Here is a 15,888-nt window from a genome sequence, read left to right as displayed (position 1 = left end):
ATGGCTAGGAGAGGAGCCCCGAAGAGACGCAAGGAGCCCGTGGAAGAGTGGCTTATTCGGTTAGAGGTCAGTTATGCCAGAAAGTTTGACGAGATGAGGGGCTCCCGCTCGAGGCCGGAGTTTCTGAAGGACCTTCTCGATGCGACAACAATTGGAGACGTTGCCGTGATTATCCGCGAACGCGATGAGTTCAGGGCCGAGGCTGAGAAGTGGAAGAAGGCCTACTCCGATCTTGAGTCTAAGTATCTCCGCCTCGAGCAGGAGAATGAGAAGCTCCGCCTCATCAGGCAGGTCCTTGAGGAGGAGAACAAGCAGCTTAAGCAGGAGCTTGCCGAGCTGAGGAAGCAGCTTAAAATGAGTGCTCGTGAGCGCAGGGCCGCGGACTTCAAGCAGGAGCTGCACGAGATCCTCGACCGCTTTGGCAAGAACGGCAGGATTAAGATGCTTGAGTTGCTCAAGCGCCTTGGCTATTCTTCGGACTTCAAGAAGCACGCGCGGGAGCTGCTCGAGGAGTGGTTCATCGACGAGGGCAAGGTGCTTGTCTCTGAGGAGCTCGGCCTCGTGGTCGAGAAGGACCCGCACTATGGCGAACCCGCTTGGGTGGTGAAGCGTCTCGACTCCTTTCGTTTTGGAGAGGTAGTGGAGGTGGAAGCATGAAGAAGTTCTGGATTGATGATCTCATAACAACCCTCCAAGTGGAGTTTGCCAATGTTGCCGAGTTGAAGCTCGTTGAAGTCCACAAGTCCAGGGAAAAATACGCAGAAGACTATGTTGTAGAGTCTGCAGTTTTGGAAGATCCACTTGGCAGGAGATTTGCGATTGGACACTTCTGGAATCCAAAGGACGGGCACTCGTTCGAGGTAACATTCAGCTGGTTCGATGAAGACAAGGGGATTGGAATTTCCCTCACGAGGGACACTTGGTATGACTCAATCGGAACAGATGCAGCTATTCTTTGGGTTTGGGCTGGCAGGATTGCTCACATGATGGCGAATAAAGAGGTTCTCCGCTGCGTGGACGAGCACATCAGGAAGCTCGTAGGGGGTGACTCCGAATGAGCCAGTCTGAGGCCAATTTCTGGAGTTGGGTTGCGGAGGAATTGAAGCAGGCCCGCCCGCAGGAGAGCCTTGAGGACGTGGTAGCGTGGCTTGAGGCCGAGAAGAAGAGGGCGGAGGAGGCCAGGTTTTCGTATTCGCTCAGGAATGAGCCCCTCAAGGCGGCTTATGAGGAGGGGCGGCTGGAAGTCATCAACGCGGTTCTGAACAAGCTCAGGCGGATCGGGCAGCCCGGTGGTGTAGGGGCAAGCATGCCGGACTTTGGATCCGGCGACCGGGGTTCGACTCCCCGCCGGGCTACCATTTCGAAGGAGGTGGTTTGAGATGGGGAGGTATTCAAAGCCATTCGAAGGCTCGATGGAGTTCGGCTTTGTGGACGTGATAGAGACCCTGCACTACACGGACGGAAGGAAGGCCCTTGTGATACACTTCAACGTCCAGCCTCCAAAAGTGCCAGAGCGCATCGACTTCGATGATTTCGGTCTGAAGCTTAAGGAGTTCGAGGACAACAAGGCCACATACTTCGTCGATTGGGACGATAAGAGCAGAGACGAGGACGAATGGGACGAGTGGGGGGATGAGGAAGACCTTGACCCGTTCATGGAGGAAGAGGAGGAGTGGTGAGCCATGACGACGATGATTGCAACTATTGATGATGTCATAGACTTTCTTCAGAAGCACAAAGAGAAGGGCTACAAATACGCCATAATTGCACCCGACCCTGTCGGAGGATGGAGCGCGCCATCAAGGAAAAGGAAATACTATCAAGCCAATTTCGCGGTAGCGAGGGACGTTTTCGCGAAGGACGATCTGATGAATCTCATGAACACCGCAGGTTTCGCAGTTTTCCTATACAAGGACACCAGCCTCTTTGATGAGGACACGAAGGCCTACTTCGAGGAGGCCGATTCGGCCTCTGCTTCATCTTCTTCTCAGGAGGGTCGCTCATGAGGGACTGGTCTCTTCTGCGCGTCAGGGCCCTTGAGCTTGTGAGGGAGGGCTGGAGGAGCCCGAGTGACTTGGCCAGGGAGCTCCACATTGACCTCAGTGACGCTCAGGCCCTGCTGGACGACCTGGCCAGGCGCGGCCTCGTCTTCCGCGACGGCCCGCTCGCAATAGCCAGGGAGGGGATGGTGGCATGAGGAGATACCTCTACTATGTCATTGAGTCAGAGGTTGAGTTCCTAAAACCTGGACAGGTGTTCCTCTCAGAAAAACCCGCCGCAGAGGATTGGTGGGGAAGGCCTCTACTCAGAAAAGGTGCAGTTGGTCACATGGCGCTTTACGACGAAAAAGACAGAGAATTCAAGCATGTAGAAGTGAAATATCTCGGCTATGCCGACTTCAAGGACTATGCAGATCTTCAGGCCCGCGGCCCCAAAATCATCGAGAAGAAGCTTGCTGAGCTCGGCATCAAGGAGGCGGGAGCATGAAGTTCTACGCGTACTTCTCAGGAATTGGCGAGGAGTACCTGGTCATCGCGAAGGATCTCAAGACTGCAGCCCGCGCGGCCCTGGCCCACTTTTTCGTCAAGCACTACGGTGAGGAGCTGCCCGAGGGCAGCCGCTTCGAGATAATGCCCCTCGCTGACGCCTACCGCAGGGGCTTCCTCGTGAACGCGGAAGTGGCCTTCCTCGAGGAGGTCACGTACGAGCAGGCTTTCAGGGAGTTCAAGGAGCTGCTTGATCGGGAGGCTCAGCGCCGCGCCGCCGGGAAGGTTGCTCAGGCCGGACAGGCCACCCTCGCCGCGTGGGGGGTGAGAGCTTGACCGTCCGCTCTCTTTCTCTCCCTGAGGAGCTTGAGGTCAAGCTCGAGGAGGCCTTCGCGGCCTGGCACGCGAGGAAGGTTCAGGTCCTCATCGAGGATGATGACGTCCCTGAGAACCACGAGCTCGCTTTGAGCCTGGAGGAGCTTGAGGCCTTCCTCAACTCCCTCGACGTGCCGACGAAGGTCATCGTGGACATGGATGTGTACAGGGTCAAGCTCAGGGAGAAGGTGCCGTACGAGGAGTACAAGAAGATCCTCGAGGGGCTCAGAGGGCTCTCATGGGCTCAATGGGACTCTAAAAGCAGGGCGATTCTCGTGAAGCGCACGCGCGAGAAGCCGGTCGAAGATGAGCAGCTCGAGGTTGAGGAGATCGTCGTCGCGCCCAAGGAGGTGAAGGCCTGATGGCCTCCCGCACGGCTTTCGTTTATCAGGATGCCCTCAGCATTGACGACGCTTTCACCTATTTCAAGCGCCTCATGCGGGACGCTGAGAACCGCGTGCACTTCAGCCGGGCGCTCCAGAAGGCCCGGAAGGGCCTGGACGTGCACATGTACGTGACCGATGTTGACAGTCTCATCGTCCAGTACCTCAACCGCCGCGGCGTCAAGGGCTTCCGTTTCACCGGCTTTGAACTCAAAAACATGAACCCGCGCTCGGCCCTGGTCAATGGGAAGGTCAAGGTGAACGGCAAGCAGTACGAGGGCCACAGGATGTTCGCGCTGCAGGCGGGTATTGACTTCTACTACCTCGTTAACCTTGGGCAGGAGTTCCTCGTTTGGAACGTGGCAAACACGCCGGTGAGCTTCGACTGGTACGGGCACGGCTCGGCTCATGATTACTACGCGTTCGTCCACCTCGATGATGTGATCCGCGTTCCCGCTCAGGAGCTGCCCGAGACGCTCAGGTTCCTGCTGTGGAGGAGGTGATATTATGGAGCCGTATCGTCATCTCTCTATTGAGGAGGCGGAAAAGCTCGCAAAGGAGGTTTACAACCGCTACAAGGCAGAGGTGGACAAGAAGTGGGAGCAGTTCAAGAGGGAAATGGAGGGCGTCCCGCCGGAAATCCTCTATGATCCAGACATGTGGGACGAGTGGATGGTTGACAGGTGGGTCGAGCTCATTGACGAGATACCCTCATGGGACATGGAAGAGGAGTACTGGAAGAAGGGAATATGGGTCTGGATTGAGCACGAGGAGGACATCGTGGTCACAGTAAGGTCTTCCTGCTTCGAGGTCGAAGTTAGGAATGGGGAGGTTGAGGTTCACCCGTACGGCGGCTTCAGGGAGTGGAAGTACTCCGAGAATTGGAACAGAGAGCGCCATGTTTCAATACGTTGGGCATGGGAGGGCTTTGCCCGGCTGTTCTTCCCGTGGGAGCTCGAAGAGAACAAGTGGCTGTACAGGTGGGACATCGAAAGCTGGCTTGAGCTTGAGGTCTACAAGGACCTTCTGGAGAAGGATGCGTGGAAGGAGAGCTCGTACCTTGATGTCGTGGAGTTCTCAAAGTTCGGGACTACAGATGAAGTTCCTTCGCTTTTGCAGTTCGTTGAGGGGAGGTGACGGGGCGTGGCTAAGAAAGGAGCACTTAGTTTCATGATTGATATGGTTGGGTGGAAATGGACAATCGTAGGGCTTGCAGTGGCATTCTTATCTCCTTTCTTGATTTTCTGGATTTTGATAAAACTTGGGGGAGCGTGATGGCCGTGACCGTTAACTTTCTTATGGATGTTGACGTATTCACGAAATCCGTGAGCGGGATTTCGGTTTCACCGGGTGCGGCCTCTTTCCTAGCTCACACTTTCCGTGAATACGGGCCGTCATTTACGAGTGATAAAGCCCACACACCAAACACTCCAGAAAGCCTAACCATGCTCACAAAAACCGTGAGTGGGGTGATGGAGTGTGGCTAAGCGGAAGGTGTTGGACTTGTTCAAGATTGAGGGCAAGTGGATGACTGACTTTGATTTGATGGTTGAGTACGGCGAGCGTGGCTACGAAGAAGCTGAGGACTATGTTCGCATAATCATCGAAGAGAAAGACATCAAGTCTGATAGTGAAGCAATAGCCCTTCTCAAAGAGATTGCCGAGAACTATGAAGAGTGTTGTTGAGGAGCGTGATGCCCGGTGAAGCCCAAAATAGCCCTGCCCGAGAACGAGTTCAAGCTCAAGGGCCTCTACAACTTCCTTGAGCTAATCTTCGATGACGACGAGCACCGCATAGGCATAGCCGAAGCCCTCCTCGAGCGGCTGAGGCAGAAGAGGGAGACCTACACTGAAGACTGGCTTGAGGTCATCCTCGAATACCTCGGCGAGCAGGACCTGCTTGAGCAGTACCACGAGCTCCTGAACAAGTTCGACGAGGGGGAGATCTCAAAGACAAAAATCAACAAGCTCATTGAGAAGGAGCTCCGCGAGAGGGGCTACCCTGCCGCAAAGCTGAGGAAGGACTGGAGCATAGTCAAGAAGACGCTAATTCAGCTCGGGATAGTGTCCAGGACTTCAAACAGGCTCAACCTCTCGTGGGAATTCGTCGAGAAGCTGAACACGCTGACAAAATTCTACAACCTGTGGAGGGCCGGCGAGATCTGAGGTGAAGCCCATGACCACAATGGCTATATCCTTGGGGCGCCAAATTTTTCAGTGTGGCTACATGTGGCCACGTGTGGCCACACATGGAACAGCCTTTGGAGGGCTTTATATGCCTAAAAGACGGCCGAGAAGGCTCCGCAAAACTATACATATCACGATTAGTCCAGAAGTCCTCGAACTTTTAGACAAAGCGACTTATAACAGGTCTCGTTTCATAGAAGATGCGATTATAGAGCGGCTCTCGACTGTAGAAGGGCGCAGAATTGAGAGGAGCGCGGTTTTGGTGCCCCGGCCGGGATTTGAACCCGGGGCGCGGGCTCGAAAGGCCCGCATGTTTGACCGGGCTACACCACCGGGGCCCGATATTAGGGAAGGGTGAGCGTTTAAAAATCTTTCGTCGCTGGAGCTTGGATGTAATATCCTCGGAAGTCAAAACGGCAAACCTTTTGAACCTCCAGCGTAACTAACCCCTGATGTTCGCCGTAAAAGTCCCCAAGAGAGAAGCCGAAAAGACGAGGCGAAAGCTCATCGAGCTCGGTGTTCTGGCTAAAAGCTACTCCGTGAAGCGTGAGGGCGAGTTCATACTCTTCCCTGTCACCGGGCCAGTTGAAGGCTTTGAAATCGTGGAGGCAGAGTTCGAGAAGACTAAGCGGAGGCCCCACAGCTACCGCGAGGTCGTTGAGGTTCCCGAAGAAGTGAGGCCTCTTCTCCCGAGTTCTTTCGACATCATCGGCGATGTCGCGATAATCGAGCTTCCCAAGGAGCTGATGCCCTACGGGGAGGATATTGGCGAGGCAATTCTGAAAGTCCACAAGCACATAAAGGCCGTCTTTGCTAAGGGGAGCAAGGTTGAAGGTGAATACCGCGTTAGGGAGCTGATTCGCCTTGCTGGTGAGAGGAGAACCGAAACGCTCCACCGAGAGAACGGGATACGGCTCAGGTTGGACGTTGCTAAGGTCTACTTCTCACCGAGACTCGCCACCGAGAGGATGAGGATATTCGAGAAAACCCAGCCGGGTGAGATCGTCTTCGACATGTTCGCCGGCGTCGGGCCATACTCGATACTCCTCGCAAAGAAAGCAAAGCTCGTCTTCGCCTGCGACATCAACCCCTGGGCAGTTAGGTACCTCGAAGAAAACAGAAAGCTGAACAAGACGCCGAATGTTGTTCCCATCCTCGGCGACGTTAGAAAGATCGCTGGAAAAATCGAGGCCGACCGCGTGATAATGAATCTCCCCAAGTTCGCCGACCGCTTTTTGAGGGAGGCTATGCTGAGCGTTAAGGACGGCGGAATTGTCCACTACTATGGCTTTGGGCCCGAGGAGAACCTCTTTTCTGAACACGAGGCGAAAATAAATGGTATAGCGAAGGAGCTCGGCTTCCACGTTGAGTTTTTGGATGAGAGAAAGGTCCGCCCCTACGCGCCGAGGCAGTTCAACATCGCGATAGACTTCAGGGTTTTGAAGTGACTGTTTTATAGGGAGAACATTCTTTTTTAGCTGCGTGCTTATTGAGAGCAGAGGCTCTAAAAGTTGAGAAAAAAGAAAGGCGTCACTTTCCGGCGATTTTCACGTTCTCGAACCTGATGAACGGCGTTATCATTGTCGTCATGAAGGGCATAACGATCTGCTCCTTACTGACCTCGCTGGCCTGTTTAAGCAGTTCATAGACGTTGCCCGCTATGAGGAAGACGCTGGAGCCGACGACTTCACCGTCCTCGATGAGGTAGGCCGGATTAGCCGTTACAGCGAAGTTTCCGTTGTCCGGGTTGCTCGAGTGCGCACCCTGGAAGCCGTCCACGAAGTAGCCCCTGTCAATCTCGCTTATCATATCCTCAAAGCTCTTTTTACCGTTCTCGATTGCCATGGTGTGGAAGCCGATGTTTATTCCGCCGCTCCTCAAATCACGCTTGCCGTTTCCTGTGCTCTCAGTGCCGTAGATTCTGGCCCAGTAGTTGTCCCAAACGAAGCCATTGAAGGTTCCTTTATCGATGAGGACGTTCTTCCTCGTTGGGACACCCTCACCATCGGCTATAACCGGCTCAATGGCGAGCTCGTGGAACGGGTCGTCGTAGAGAGTAAGAACCTCGCTCGCTATCTGTTCCCCGACCTTATCTGCAAGTGGAGTGGTCTCCTTGACGAGCCTCTCGCCGCTGAAGGCCGGGAAGAGCGCGTAGCTGAAGAGGCCCGCTATTGCCCATGGGCCGAGGATTATCGGCACTTCCTCGTTCTTGCTGGCTTTCACGTTGTAAGCCCAGCCGACCTTCCGGACGGCCCTTTCAACCACACCATCAACATCGAGGTTGAGGTCTCTCCTCGCTTCGAAGTCGAATATGCCAGGGGTTACGACGCCTTCTTTTCTGCCGACCAGCTCGAAGAATATGTAGGCAGCTCCTCCTTCCTGTGCGACATCAATGCCGTGTGAGTTGATGATCTGCCTCTCCTCCCAGGTTACGCCGCCTTCTCCACCCGCAACGATAGCGTTGGGGTCTTTCTCCCGGGCGAGCTTAATACCGTGAACTATCATCTCGACCAGTCGGTCAGGAGGAGTCTCCTTAAGCTCATAGTTCGGCTTTGGGGCCTCGCGGTATTTGCCCGGCTCCGGAAGTGAAACCCACTTCTCATCCGGGCTGTTGAGCTTCGCCATCTTCGCAGCCTGCTCTATTGCTTCCTTTATTCTTGCCGGCTCGTCGCTGTCGATTATCGCCAGGCCAAGGCGCTTGTCCTTTATTCCCCTGATTATCGTTACGGCGCCGCTTCTGACGCTCGCCATTGAAATCTCGTTCAGTTCGATGTTGACGCTAACATTGCGGGAGCGGTAAACGGCAATTTCGAGTTCGTCAAAAAACTTCTCGCCGAAGCGGATAAGCTCCTCCATCTTCACCACCTCACCCGATAAGTATTCCCCCGTCAAAGCGCATGTGAGGTCCACCCGAGCTGACAAAGGCAGTCTGTCCCTTTCCGCAGAAGCCGACTTCAAGGCCGAAGTCCTTACCGACAGCGCTTATCTTCTTGAGAGCCTCTATCGCCACGCCAGTGATAGAGGTGTCCCTTATAGGCTCTGCAATCTCACCGTTCCTGATGACGTAGCCTTCCTGAATTCCAACCTGGAAGGCCGAGTTGAGCTGCGCTTGGCCGCCGCGGAAGTCAACTACGTAGTAACCGAACTTTATGTCCTCGATGAGCTCCTCGAAGGAGTAATCACCGGGCTCGAAGACGGTGTTGCGCATTCTGATTATCGGCGGGTGGCGGTAGCTCTCGGCCCTTGCATGGCCATTTGGCTCCATGTCCCACTTGTGGGCGTACTCGCGGTTGAGCATTATCTCCTTGAGAATTCCGTTTTCGATGATGTGGATGTCCTTAACCGGAACACCCTCGTCATCGTACTTGTCGTTGCCAAAGCCGCCCTCAACGTAGCGCTCGCTCATTGTGACATACTCTGGGGCAATCTGCTTGCCGATGAGGTCCTTAAACGGTGAGTTTATCGTTAAGTCCGCCTCTGCAAGGTGGCCAAGAGCTTCGTGGGCGATGATGCCGACGACTATTGGGCCCGCTACGATAGGCCACTCGCCGCGCTTTGGAGCGATGCCGTCCAGCTGGGAGTGCATCTTCCTGAGGAGCCTCTCAGTCACCTTTTCGTTGGGCTCGTAGTCTGTCATGAGCTCCCAGCCGTAGTCAACGGCTCCGATGCTGTCCCTTGCCATCGCAAGCTTTCCTTCCTTCTTTCCGGTAACGTAGGTTCCCTGGAAGAGGTAGTTGTAGTCCCACTCTATTCTGGTCCCCTCGTTGGTGAGGAGTATCTTCTGCCCGCTGCCGTCTTCGTAGCGTATCTGAACGCTCTTTACTGCATTATCCTCCTTGAGGAGCTTCTCAAGCTCCCTAAGGTGAGAGACTTTCTCCTCGACGTCTACGTGAGCGGGTTTAATCTTCATCTTGCTCTTCACGAAGTCCTGGACGGGCTTTACCTCAGCCAGCTCAATCTTCTCCCTTTTCGTCTGTGCCGCAGCCTTTGCGAGTTTGTACGCCTCTTCAATGGCCTTCTCAATATTGGTGAGGTCGCTGGTTGAAGAAAAGCCCCAGGCGCCTTCGGCAAGAACCCTTATGGCCACTCCCTGATGGAACTTGCCCGTAAAGCTGGTGAAAACGCCATCCTTGAGGCCGAGCGTCGTCTTTCTTAAGTTCTCATACCTTAACTCTATGTATTCCGCTTTCAGGTTGTCCTCAGCCCACCTAAGGGCCTTCTCAAGCGCCTCCATGGTCATCACCGTTTACCTTTGTCCATTGATGTCTCGGGGGAGAGATATAAAAGTCTTTTGAGGGTTTCGATGGTTGTCGAAAGAAATGATTAAAACTTCTGAAGTCTTAATACTCGAGAGGGGAATCATGCACCTACACTTCGGCAGGAGAAAGGTTCTAATTGTCTTCATTTCTTCTGTCTCTGATCTAAGCTCCTTGAATTCAAAGAGCTACTTGAGATTAACGGAAACGGAACTATACCAGGATCCCTGAGTGCGGGTTGCCATTGTGATGTGTTTGAACTAATAGGGAAATGCAGGCAATGATTTTATTTAGTTCCTTTTCTAATTGCCTCCTGGTGATCATATGAAGGCCGAAATCAAGAACCTCATCGACAGGGGCACTTACAGAAAGCTCCCTCTCTTCGAGGAGGAACTTCCGGAGGGAAGCTACGCCCAAATCGTCGAGGTGAAGCCGGGACAGACGGTTAAAAAGCACTATCACGAAAGGCAGTACGAGCTGTTCTACATAATAAGCGGCGAGGCTAGGCTCGGCATCGGGGAGACTGAGTACCTCGCAGAGCCCGGTGATATCTTTCTCGTCAAACCCAAGACGATTCACTGGGTAATCAATGAGAGCGACGAGCCCTTCAGGCTCTTCGTGGTCAAGCTGAATTACCACGGCGACGACTCCGTCTGGCTGGAGGAGTGAGGATGCCCGAGAGGGTCATCGGAATACTCGGCGGCATGGGACCATTAGCCACCGCAGAACTCTTCAGAAGGATAATCGAGAAGACCCCGGCGAAGAGGGATCAGGATCACCCGAGGATAATCATCTACAACAACCCGAAGATACCCGACAGGACGGCGTTCATCCTCGGGAAGGGCGAAGATCCGAGGCCGGAGCTTGTAGAGAGCGCCAGAAAGCTCGAGAGCTGGGGGGCGGACTTTATAATAATGCCCTGCAATACCGCCCACTTCTTCGCGGAAAGCATTCAGAGGAAGATAAGCATACCACTCGTCAGTATGGTGGAAGAAACCGCGAAGAGAATAGAGGAGATGGGACTTAAGAAGGTCGGTCTTTTGGCCACCGATGGAACCATTAAGGGCCTTGTTTATCACCGTGCCCTCCTTGACAGGGGGATTCAGATAGCAGTGCCCATCAAAAAGGATCAGGAGCTCGTCATGAAGGGTATTTACGAGGGGGTTAAAGCTGGAAACCTCGAGCTGGGCAGGGAACTTCTCCTCCGGGTTGCCAGGAGGCTGGAAAAGAGGAGCGAAGGCATAATAGCCGGTTGCACGGAGGTCAGTGTTGCGCTAAAGCCCGAGGATTTGAGCGTCCCTCTTATTGACCCGCTCGATGTGATAGCGGAAATGGCTGTGAGGCTGGCCCTCGGTTTATAACCACCCCTTTCTTTTGAAGTAGTGGAGCATCCCAACGGCAGTGAGCAGCATGCCGGATATTGTCATGAAGTAGCCGTAGCGCCACCCCAGTTCGGGCATGTAGCGGAAGTTCATTTCGTAGATGCCCGTTATGAACGTCAATGGGATGAAAACCGCTGAGACAACGGTCAGAATTCTGATAATGTCGTTTCTGCCATAGATCTCCAGAAAGCTACCTCCGCCTTCAGCCCCGTGCAGTGGCCGGTGTAAACCTCCTCCACGTCCACTTCAAGAAAGCCGTTTATTGTTTTCTCTATCCGCTCTTTACTTGCATCAATCAGGTGAAAGTTTCCAATGATTGCTCTTATCCCCTCTATCGCCATCTATCTTACAGCGCGCCGACGACGTCGAAGAGGATTCTTTTCCCGTTTTTTCGATGAGAAAGCTCACACCGTGCTGCGCCAGGAATGGGCTCTCATAGTCGGAGTAGTCCTCGACGAGGGTGTAGATTTTCATAGGGATTCACCAAAAAAGATTAGGATGCTTGGAGAGTTATAGTTTTCGGAGTTGTAGCAGACCATAGCCCTTTAAAACCCCCTGACTAATTTACCTCGGTGGTGAGCATGGAGATAGGTGTCGTTGGCAAGCCAAACGTTGGAAAATCGACCTTCTTCTCGGCGGCAACCCTCGTTGACGTTCAAATTGCCAATTACCCTTTCACGACGATAGACGCCAACGTCGGCGTCACTTACGCGGTAGCGGAGCACCCCTGCAAGGAGCTCGGCTGTAAGCCAAACCCGCAGAACTACGAATACAAGGATGGCCTCGCACTCATCCCGATAAAGATGATCGACGTCGCCGGTCTCGTCCCCGGCGCCCACGAGGGCCGCGGTCTGGGCAACAAGTTCCTCGACGACCTCAGAATGGCCTCCGCGCTCATCCACGTCGTTGACGTTACGGGCAAGACCGACGCCGAGGGGCAGCCGACTGACTACCACGACCCGGTCGAGGACATAGAGTTCCTGGAGAAGGAGATAGACTACTGGATATACGGCATTCTCAGGAAGAACTGGGAAAAGTTTGCCAAGAGGATAAAGCTCCAGCACCTCAAATTGGCGCAGGCGATAGCTGACCAGCTGACGGGAATAGGCGTAAGCGAGGAAGATGCCTTTGAGGCAATCCACAGGCTCGGTCTGGACAACGATCCCACGAAATGGAGCGATAAGGATCTTTTGGCCTTCGTAAGGGAACTAAGGAGGGTGAACAAGCCGATTATCATCGCTGCCAACAAGGCCGATGCAGCTACCGATGAACATATTGAGAGGCTTATCAAGGAGGGCGAGAAGAGGGGATACATAGTTGTTCCGACTTCAGCGGCGGCTGAGCTCACCCTCAGAAAAGCCGCAAAGGCTGGCTTCATAGACTACGTCCCTGGCTCAAGCGACTTCAAGATCCTGAAGCCAATGAGCGCCAAGCAGGAAAAGGCTCTCCAGCTCATCAAGGAGAAAGTTCTCGACAGGTTTGGCTCTACCGGCGTGCAGGAAGTCATAAACAGGGCCGTCTTCGAGTTACTCCAGTTGGTTCCGGTTTACCCGGTCGAGGACGAGCACAAGCTCACAGACCAGTTCGGCAACGTTCTGCCGCACGTCCACTTACTACCCAAGGGCTCAACGCCGAGGGACTTAGCCTACAAAGTCCACACAGACCTCGGAAAGACCTTCATCTACGCCGTCAACGCCAGAACCCACAGGCGTGTTGGAGAGGACTACGAGCTCGGGTTCAACGACATCATCAAGATTGTCGCTACCGCAAGATGAAACGACCAAGAATAATCAGCGGGAGGAAAATCACTGGCCCACAGACGGCCTCTTCATTTTCTTCACTGGACGTTTCTTGAGGTGTGCCTTTCCAGGTAGTCCTTGCGCCCTCCCTCTGACGCCCACACGGGTCAAAACCTATCCTCTGGAGGCTCAGGTCGGCGAGATAGACCTCGGAGACATTGTATTCTTCTGCGTACATGCAGATTAATGCGGAGAACTCCCTCACCTGCGATTCGTTGGTTAGGTCAGCGTAGCTTAGGGCGAGTATTGAGACGTTTAGGGACTTAAGCTTTTGAATCTGGTCGAACTCCCATTGAAGTTCGCTCTCATCAAAAACCTCGTAGCGGTCGCTTGAGAAGTTGTAGTATGTCACGAAGTCCTCAAGGAGGAGGTAGTCAACGTAGGGCGCTATTTCCTTAGCTATCGAGAAGCCTCTGTTGGCGATTATTGTAATGTTGGGATAGCGCTCCCTAATGGCCCTCACGAGATTGACCATTGCGTCCTTTTTATCAGGATATAGATCAACGTAATCGAGGTTGTCGAGGAAGACTCCATCAAAGCCCTGGGAAAGGATATATGGAATCGCCTCTTCCAAAATTATACGCTCCCATTCAGGCGACGAAAAGTCCACTACTCCTTCATCCCAGTTCTGGTTTTCTCCTATTAGCAGGCCCTTCGGGAGGTTCTTTGCCCATGGTTCCCAGCCACCTATTGTCGCAAGGCTGACGTAGCCGACAGCGGTGTGGTTAGACGATAGCTTCGAAACGTAGGTCGAGTTTACGGTAGGTGAGAGGATTAGTATGTCAAAGCTACCGAGCTCAGAGTACTCTGAGGGTCCTATCTGGCCGTAGTAGACCGTGAAGCTTGCTGAGACGCGTGTTGTAAAGATTGAAAAGCAGATTAAAGCTAGCAAAACGAAAAACCTGGCCCACTTCATCCCAGTCCCCTCTTCCAGAGTGTGAACTGCACCTGGCATGGAAACGCTTCCTTCGGAACTGGTGTCCAGTAGTTCGCCCAGTAATTGACCGGCTCGAGGGTACCTTCGTGTTTAATGGGGTCAAGGCCAGCGACGTTGTTGGTGGGGCCGAAACACACCAGCTGAACCTCTGCGCCTGTAAGGGGTTTTTCAAGAGCCCATATGCGGTAGTAAACCTTGTATGTACCATCGCCGCTGTCCTCAACCTATGCTTCAACCTTAAAGCTCTCCTGGTCCTCAACTTGGCTGGTCAGGCTTTCAGGATCCACTGTGAGTGCGGTTGAGTACGGTGCAGATATGCCGCTTATCGCGCGTACCACGACCAGGATTATCACCAGAGCGGCCACTATCATGAAGAGGTACTCGAGAGAACCTTGGCCCCTATTAACCCCCATGGTACCCCCAGATAGTCTTTATGGGGTTTGAAGTATTTACATTTTGCCCCTGCTATCAACCTCGCGGAGGAGCTCCTGATACAGCCTTGGCTCAACGTCTTTTTCCGTTAATCCGAGCTTTTCTGCAATTTTCCATATCCGCTTTTTCGCGCCTTCAATGTCGTTGCTCATGACCTCTATATCAAGAAAAGCCCCCAGTCCCTCAACTTCGCTCAGCTCAAACGTTACATCATCGAGCTTATAAACCAGACGCCTTTTCCTAACCCATACGTCCTCTTTGAAGCCGAGACGTTTTAGAATCTCCCGGGTTTTTTCAAAATCCGAAACTTCAACTTCTATTTCGTCGAACTCCTCGTTCTTTCCGGGATCCTTTATCCTTTTGTACGTGAGGAAAGACTTTCCAAGGTTGGTTATCCGCCTAAGCCTAAGGAGCTCTGGAAGGGAAAGAGAAAAGTAGAGGTCTTCCTGAAGCTCTTCTCTGATGAATATGGCACCGAGAGATTCTATTGCGTCTTTGGTCTCATTAAATTCAACGCGAAACTTAACCTCTATCTCCATTTAGACCCCCACTAGGAACCCAACGAGTCCCTCGCCCTTGCTGAACTCGTCCAGCGTGAATACTTCGACTCGCTTGAGGGTCGGAAGGACTCTTATAGTCTCGTCCACAAAGCGGTTGAGCTTCTCGTGACTTTCTTCCCCTACCAACGCAATAACTCCATCCTTTCCACTCCTAGAAACTGCCAAGACGTTGGGAAGCATGGAAAGAGTTTTCATAATGTAATTAATATACCTCTCGAGGAAGTCTTCTATAATAGGGGTCTCGGCCTGAATGTAAACTATGGCGAGACTCTTCGGCTGGAGCTCTTTGCCAATGATTATAGTGTATTTATCAATGATGTTTCGCTCTTGTAGCTTTTTAATCCTAAAATGGATCGTGGATTCCGGCCTATTAAGCCTCTCGGCTATCTCGGATATTGTCAACCTTGCATCCTCCTTCAGAATGCGGAGGATTGCCCTATCAAGGTCATCAAGCTGGACCATATCAACTCCTCCACCGAGGGTATATCTCGTTCTCGATCCCAAGAAGATCTAGGATTTTTCCAATTATAAAGTTTACCATTTCGTCCAAAGTTTTGGGTTTTGTGTAAAATCCTGGGGAAGCTGGCATAACGACTGCACCAGCTTGGGTGGCCAGCACCATATTTTGCAGATGTATCAAGTTTAAGGGGGTTTCCCTGACGAGTAGGATAAGTTTTCTGCGTTCCTTTAAAGCAACATCGGCTACCCTTGTTATCAGGTTGTCGGCGTAGCCATTGGCTATTGCGGAAAGAGTCTTCATCGAACAGGGGGCTATTACCACGGCATCGAAGCGGTTGGAGCCAGAAGCTATCGGCGCGAAGAGATTTTCCTCTCGGTAATCCGGCTTGAAATCTATTCCAAGCTCGTGCCTTATCACTGCCAGACCTGTTTTAGAAGCTACCGTCACAACATCATGCCCCAGCTCACGCAGAACTTCGATCAACCTCACACCATAGATTACACCACTTGCCCCGGTTATTGCAACCACGATCCTCATGTTTCACACCAAATGCCATATAGCACGCTTAGTTTTAACGTTTTCTGAAGACGGTAGATTTTTATACTACCCAAAGTCACTTCATTAATGGCTG

At 52.9% G+C, this 15,888-nt stretch carries 28 protein-coding genes and 2 tRNA genes; 19 read left to right on the top strand and 11 right to left on the bottom strand.

Annotated elements, in window-relative coordinates:
- The 15 genes from E3E33_RS06135 to E3E33_RS06070 all read left to right on the top strand — a co-directional run bounded on the left by E3E33_RS06135 (position 1) and on the right by E3E33_RS06070 (position 5,410).
- Positions 1-657 (top strand): hypothetical protein, encoded by a 657-nt coding sequence (locus E3E33_RS06135; RefSeq protein ID WP_167712129.1) that lies wholly within the window; start codon positions 1-3, stop codon positions 655-657.
- Entirely contained in the window at positions 654-1,058 is a 405-nt protein-coding gene (locus E3E33_RS06130) for a hypothetical protein (protein ID WP_167712130.1), read from the top strand. Before E3E33_RS06135 ends, E3E33_RS06130 begins: the two co-directional genes overlap by 4 nt.
- Positions 1,059-1,283: 225 nt before the next feature.
- Positions 1,284-1,358 (top strand) — tRNA-Gln (locus E3E33_RS06125).
- Between the two features lie 21 nt (positions 1,359-1,379).
- Complete coding sequence (locus tag E3E33_RS06120; protein ID WP_167711705.1) at positions 1,380-1,679, top strand: hypothetical protein; 300 nt, start codon at positions 1,380-1,382, stop codon at positions 1,677-1,679.
- Positions 1,680-1,682: 3 nt separating this feature from the next.
- Positions 1,683-2,006: a hypothetical protein gene (locus E3E33_RS06115; RefSeq protein WP_167711706.1), complete on the top strand. Its 324-nt coding sequence runs from the start codon at positions 1,683-1,685 to the stop codon at positions 2,004-2,006.
- Complete coding sequence (locus tag E3E33_RS06110) at positions 2,003-2,197, top strand: helix-turn-helix domain-containing protein (protein WP_167711707.1); 195 nt, start codon at positions 2,003-2,005, stop codon at positions 2,195-2,197. The genes E3E33_RS06115 and E3E33_RS06110 overlap by 4 nt, the downstream gene beginning before the upstream one ends.
- A complete protein-coding gene (locus E3E33_RS06105; protein WP_167711708.1) occupies positions 2,194-2,487 on the top strand; it encodes a hypothetical protein in 294 nt (97 codons plus the stop codon). The genes E3E33_RS06110 and E3E33_RS06105 overlap by 4 nt, the downstream gene beginning before the upstream one ends.
- Complete coding sequence (locus tag E3E33_RS06100) at positions 2,484-2,822, top strand: hypothetical protein (protein WP_167711709.1); 339 nt, start codon at positions 2,484-2,486, stop codon at positions 2,820-2,822. The genes E3E33_RS06105 and E3E33_RS06100 overlap by 4 nt, the downstream gene beginning before the upstream one ends.
- Positions 2,819-3,223 carry a hypothetical protein gene (locus E3E33_RS06095; protein WP_167711710.1) on the top strand — a complete coding sequence of 135 codons (405 nt, stop codon included), beginning with the start codon at positions 2,819-2,821 and terminating at the stop codon, positions 3,221-3,223. The genes E3E33_RS06100 and E3E33_RS06095 overlap by 4 nt, the downstream gene beginning before the upstream one ends.
- A 140-nt stretch (positions 3,224-3,363) precedes the next feature.
- A complete protein-coding gene (locus E3E33_RS06090) occupies positions 3,364-3,747 on the top strand; it encodes a hypothetical protein (RefSeq protein WP_240912036.1) in 384 nt (127 codons plus the stop codon).
- Positions 3,748-3,751: 4 nt separating this feature from the next.
- Positions 3,752-4,381, top strand: coding sequence for a hypothetical protein (locus E3E33_RS06085; RefSeq protein ID WP_206203373.1), 630 nt, complete (start codon positions 3,752-3,754; stop codon positions 4,379-4,381).
- 6 nt (positions 4,382-4,387) lie between these two features.
- A complete protein-coding gene (locus tag E3E33_RS11080) occupies positions 4,388-4,519 on the top strand; it encodes a hypothetical protein (protein WP_255452936.1) in 132 nt (43 codons plus the stop codon).
- Positions 4,519-4,731, top strand: a complete 213-nt coding sequence (locus tag E3E33_RS06080; protein ID WP_167711712.1) for a hypothetical protein — start codon at positions 4,519-4,521, stop codon at positions 4,729-4,731. Before E3E33_RS11080 ends, E3E33_RS06080 begins: the two co-directional genes overlap by 1 nt.
- On the top strand, positions 4,724-4,930 hold the full coding sequence (locus E3E33_RS06075; RefSeq protein WP_167711713.1) for a hypothetical protein: 207 nt from the start codon (positions 4,724-4,726) through the stop codon (positions 4,928-4,930). The genes E3E33_RS06080 and E3E33_RS06075 overlap by 8 nt, the downstream gene beginning before the upstream one ends.
- A 15-nt stretch (positions 4,931-4,945) precedes the next feature.
- Positions 4,946-5,410 carry a hypothetical protein gene (locus E3E33_RS06070; protein WP_167711714.1) on the top strand — a complete coding sequence of 155 codons (465 nt, stop codon included), beginning with the start codon at positions 4,946-4,948 and terminating at the stop codon, positions 5,408-5,410.
- 281 nt (positions 5,411-5,691) lie between these two features.
- Here the strand turns inward: E3E33_RS06070 and E3E33_RS06065 are convergent.
- A tRNA-Glu gene (locus E3E33_RS06065) sits at positions 5,692-5,769 on the bottom strand.
- Between the two features lie 114 nt (positions 5,770-5,883).
- Between E3E33_RS06065 and E3E33_RS06060 the strand changes: the two genes are divergently transcribed.
- Positions 5,884-6,879, top strand: a complete 996-nt coding sequence (locus tag E3E33_RS06060; RefSeq protein ID WP_167711715.1) for a class I SAM-dependent methyltransferase family protein — start codon at positions 5,884-5,886, stop codon at positions 6,877-6,879.
- A gap of 82 nt (positions 6,880-6,961) precedes the next feature.
- On the opposite strand, the gene E3E33_RS06055 is transcribed toward E3E33_RS06060, so the two are convergent.
- Both E3E33_RS06055 and E3E33_RS06050 read right to left on the bottom strand, forming a co-directional pair.
- On the bottom strand, positions 6,962-8,287 hold the full coding sequence (locus E3E33_RS06055; protein WP_167711748.1) for a TldD/PmbA family protein: 1,326 nt from the start codon (positions 8,285-8,287) through the stop codon (positions 6,962-6,964).
- A gap of 10 nt (positions 8,288-8,297) precedes the next feature.
- The gene (locus tag E3E33_RS06050) at positions 8,298-9,665 is read right to left on the bottom strand and encodes a TldD/PmbA family protein (protein ID WP_167711749.1); all 1,368 of its coding nucleotides are present in this window, start codon (positions 9,663-9,665) and stop codon (positions 8,298-8,300) included.
- Positions 9,666-10,011: 346 nt separating this feature from the next.
- Between E3E33_RS06050 and E3E33_RS06045 the strand changes: the two genes are divergently transcribed.
- Positions 10,012-10,356 (top strand): cupin domain-containing protein, encoded by a 345-nt coding sequence (locus E3E33_RS06045; protein ID WP_167711716.1) that lies wholly within the window; start codon positions 10,012-10,014, stop codon positions 10,354-10,356.
- A gap of 2 nt (positions 10,357-10,358) precedes the next feature.
- Positions 10,359-11,048, top strand: coding sequence for an amino acid racemase (locus E3E33_RS06040; protein WP_167711717.1), 690 nt, complete (start codon positions 10,359-10,361; stop codon positions 11,046-11,048).
- Here E3E33_RS06040 and E3E33_RS10970 read toward each other — a convergent pair.
- Together E3E33_RS10970 and E3E33_RS06030 are read right to left on the bottom strand one after the other, a co-directional pair.
- Complete coding sequence (locus E3E33_RS10970; RefSeq protein ID WP_238516351.1) at positions 11,043-11,189, bottom strand: CorA family divalent cation transporter; 147 nt, start codon at positions 11,187-11,189, stop codon at positions 11,043-11,045. The two genes, E3E33_RS06040 and E3E33_RS10970, sit on opposite strands and share 6 nt — an antisense overlap.
- Positions 11,190-11,215: 26 nt before the next feature.
- Positions 11,216-11,410, bottom strand: a complete 195-nt coding sequence (locus tag E3E33_RS06030) for a hypothetical protein (protein WP_167711718.1) — start codon at positions 11,408-11,410, stop codon at positions 11,216-11,218.
- A gap of 240 nt (positions 11,411-11,650) precedes the next feature.
- Between E3E33_RS06030 and E3E33_RS06025 the strand changes: the two genes are divergently transcribed.
- On the top strand, positions 11,651-12,844 hold the full coding sequence (locus E3E33_RS06025) for a redox-regulated ATPase YchF (protein WP_167711750.1): 1,194 nt from the start codon (positions 11,651-11,653) through the stop codon (positions 12,842-12,844).
- On the opposite strand, the gene E3E33_RS06020 is transcribed toward E3E33_RS06025, so the two are convergent.
- From E3E33_RS06020 to E3E33_RS05995, 6 genes are all read right to left on the bottom strand, one after another.
- Entirely contained in the window at positions 12,831-13,784 is a 954-nt protein-coding gene (locus E3E33_RS06020; RefSeq protein WP_240912035.1) for an endo alpha-1,4 polygalactosaminidase, read from the bottom strand. The two genes, E3E33_RS06025 and E3E33_RS06020, sit on opposite strands and share 14 nt — an antisense overlap.
- The gene (locus E3E33_RS06015; protein WP_167711720.1) at positions 13,781-13,942 is read right to left on the bottom strand and encodes a hypothetical protein; all 162 of its coding nucleotides are present in this window, start codon (positions 13,940-13,942) and stop codon (positions 13,781-13,783) included. The genes E3E33_RS06020 and E3E33_RS06015 overlap by 4 nt, the downstream gene beginning before the upstream one ends.
- Before the next feature lie 87 nt (positions 13,943-14,029).
- Positions 14,030-14,218 (bottom strand): class III signal peptide-containing protein, encoded by a 189-nt coding sequence (locus E3E33_RS06010; RefSeq protein ID WP_167711721.1) that lies wholly within the window; start codon positions 14,216-14,218, stop codon positions 14,030-14,032.
- Positions 14,219-14,254: 36 nt separating this feature from the next.
- A complete protein-coding gene (gene cyaB, locus E3E33_RS06005) occupies positions 14,255-14,776 on the bottom strand; it encodes a class IV adenylate cyclase (RefSeq protein ID WP_012571622.1) in 522 nt (173 codons plus the stop codon).
- Positions 14,777-15,259 (bottom strand): Lrp/AsnC family transcriptional regulator, encoded by a 483-nt coding sequence (locus E3E33_RS06000; RefSeq protein WP_012571621.1) that lies wholly within the window; start codon positions 15,257-15,259, stop codon positions 14,777-14,779.
- Between the two features lies 1 nt (position 15,260).
- Positions 15,261-15,794 carry a UbiX family flavin prenyltransferase gene (locus E3E33_RS05995; protein WP_167711722.1) on the bottom strand — a complete coding sequence of 178 codons (534 nt, stop codon included), beginning with the start codon at positions 15,792-15,794 and terminating at the stop codon, positions 15,261-15,263.
- Between the last annotated feature and the right edge of the window lie 94 nt (positions 15,795-15,888).

Source organism: Thermococcus sp. GR5 (assembly GCF_012027535.1).
Taxonomy (GTDB): Archaea; Methanobacteriota_B; Thermococci; order Thermococcales; family Thermococcaceae; genus Thermococcus; species Thermococcus onnurineus.
The sequence above is the reverse complement of the archived record's forward strand: the minus strand, read 5'-3'. Positions and strand labels throughout refer to the sequence as shown.

Excerpts from the sequence above, each read along its gene's own strand:
- E3E33_RS06135 (WP_167712129.1), top strand. The coding sequence starts at position 1 with ATGGCTAGGAGAGGAGCCCCGAAGAGACGCAAGGAGCCCGTGGAAGAG.
- E3E33_RS06130 (WP_167712130.1), top strand. The coding sequence starts at position 654 with ATGAAGAAGTTCTGGATTGATGATCTCATAACAACCCTCCAAGTGGAG.
- E3E33_RS06120 (WP_167711705.1), top strand. The coding sequence starts at position 1,380 with ATGGGGAGGTATTCAAAGCCATTCGAAGGCTCGATGGAGTTCGGCTTT.
- E3E33_RS06115 (WP_167711706.1), top strand. The coding sequence starts at position 1,683 with ATGACGACGATGATTGCAACTATTGATGATGTCATAGACTTTCTTCAG.
- E3E33_RS06110 (WP_167711707.1), top strand. The coding sequence starts at position 2,003 with ATGAGGGACTGGTCTCTTCTGCGCGTCAGGGCCCTTGAGCTTGTGAGG.
- E3E33_RS06105 (WP_167711708.1), top strand. The coding sequence starts at position 2,194 with ATGAGGAGATACCTCTACTATGTCATTGAGTCAGAGGTTGAGTTCCTA.
- E3E33_RS06100 (WP_167711709.1), top strand. The coding sequence starts at position 2,484 with ATGAAGTTCTACGCGTACTTCTCAGGAATTGGCGAGGAGTACCTGGTC.
- E3E33_RS06085 (WP_206203373.1), top strand. The coding sequence starts at position 3,752 with ATGGAGCCGTATCGTCATCTCTCTATTGAGGAGGCGGAAAAGCTCGCA.
- E3E33_RS06080 (WP_167711712.1), top strand. The coding sequence starts at position 4,519 with ATGGCCGTGACCGTTAACTTTCTTATGGATGTTGACGTATTCACGAAA.
- E3E33_RS06060 (WP_167711715.1), top strand. The coding sequence starts at position 5,884 with ATGTTCGCCGTAAAAGTCCCCAAGAGAGAAGCCGAAAAGACGAGGCGA.
- E3E33_RS06055 (WP_167711748.1), bottom strand. The coding sequence starts at position 8,287 with ATGGAGGAGCTTATCCGCTTCGGCGAGAAGTTTTTTGACGAACTCGAA.
- E3E33_RS06050 (WP_167711749.1), bottom strand. The coding sequence starts at position 9,665 with ATGGAGGCGCTTGAGAAGGCCCTTAGGTGGGCTGAGGACAACCTGAAA.
- E3E33_RS06045 (WP_167711716.1), top strand. The coding sequence starts at position 10,012 with ATGAAGGCCGAAATCAAGAACCTCATCGACAGGGGCACTTACAGAAAG.
- E3E33_RS06040 (WP_167711717.1), top strand. The coding sequence starts at position 10,359 with ATGCCCGAGAGGGTCATCGGAATACTCGGCGGCATGGGACCATTAGCC.
- E3E33_RS06030 (WP_167711718.1), bottom strand. The coding sequence starts at position 11,410 with ATGGCGATAGAGGGGATAAGAGCAATCATTGGAAACTTTCACCTGATT.
- E3E33_RS06025 (WP_167711750.1), top strand. The coding sequence starts at position 11,651 with ATGGAGATAGGTGTCGTTGGCAAGCCAAACGTTGGAAAATCGACCTTC.
- E3E33_RS06020 (WP_240912035.1), bottom strand. The coding sequence starts at position 13,784 with ATGAAGTGGGCCAGGTTTTTCGTTTTGCTAGCTTTAATCTGCTTTTCA.
- E3E33_RS06010 (WP_167711721.1), bottom strand. The coding sequence starts at position 14,218 with ATGGGGGTTAATAGGGGCCAAGGTTCTCTCGAGTACCTCTTCATGATA.
- cyaB (WP_012571622.1), bottom strand. The coding sequence starts at position 14,776 with ATGGAGATAGAGGTTAAGTTTCGCGTTGAATTTAATGAGACCAAAGAC.
- E3E33_RS06000 (WP_012571621.1), bottom strand. The coding sequence starts at position 15,259 with ATGGTCCAGCTTGATGACCTTGATAGGGCAATCCTCCGCATTCTGAAG.
- E3E33_RS05995 (WP_167711722.1), bottom strand. The coding sequence starts at position 15,794 with ATGAGGATCGTGGTTGCAATAACCGGGGCAAGTGGTGTAATCTATGGT.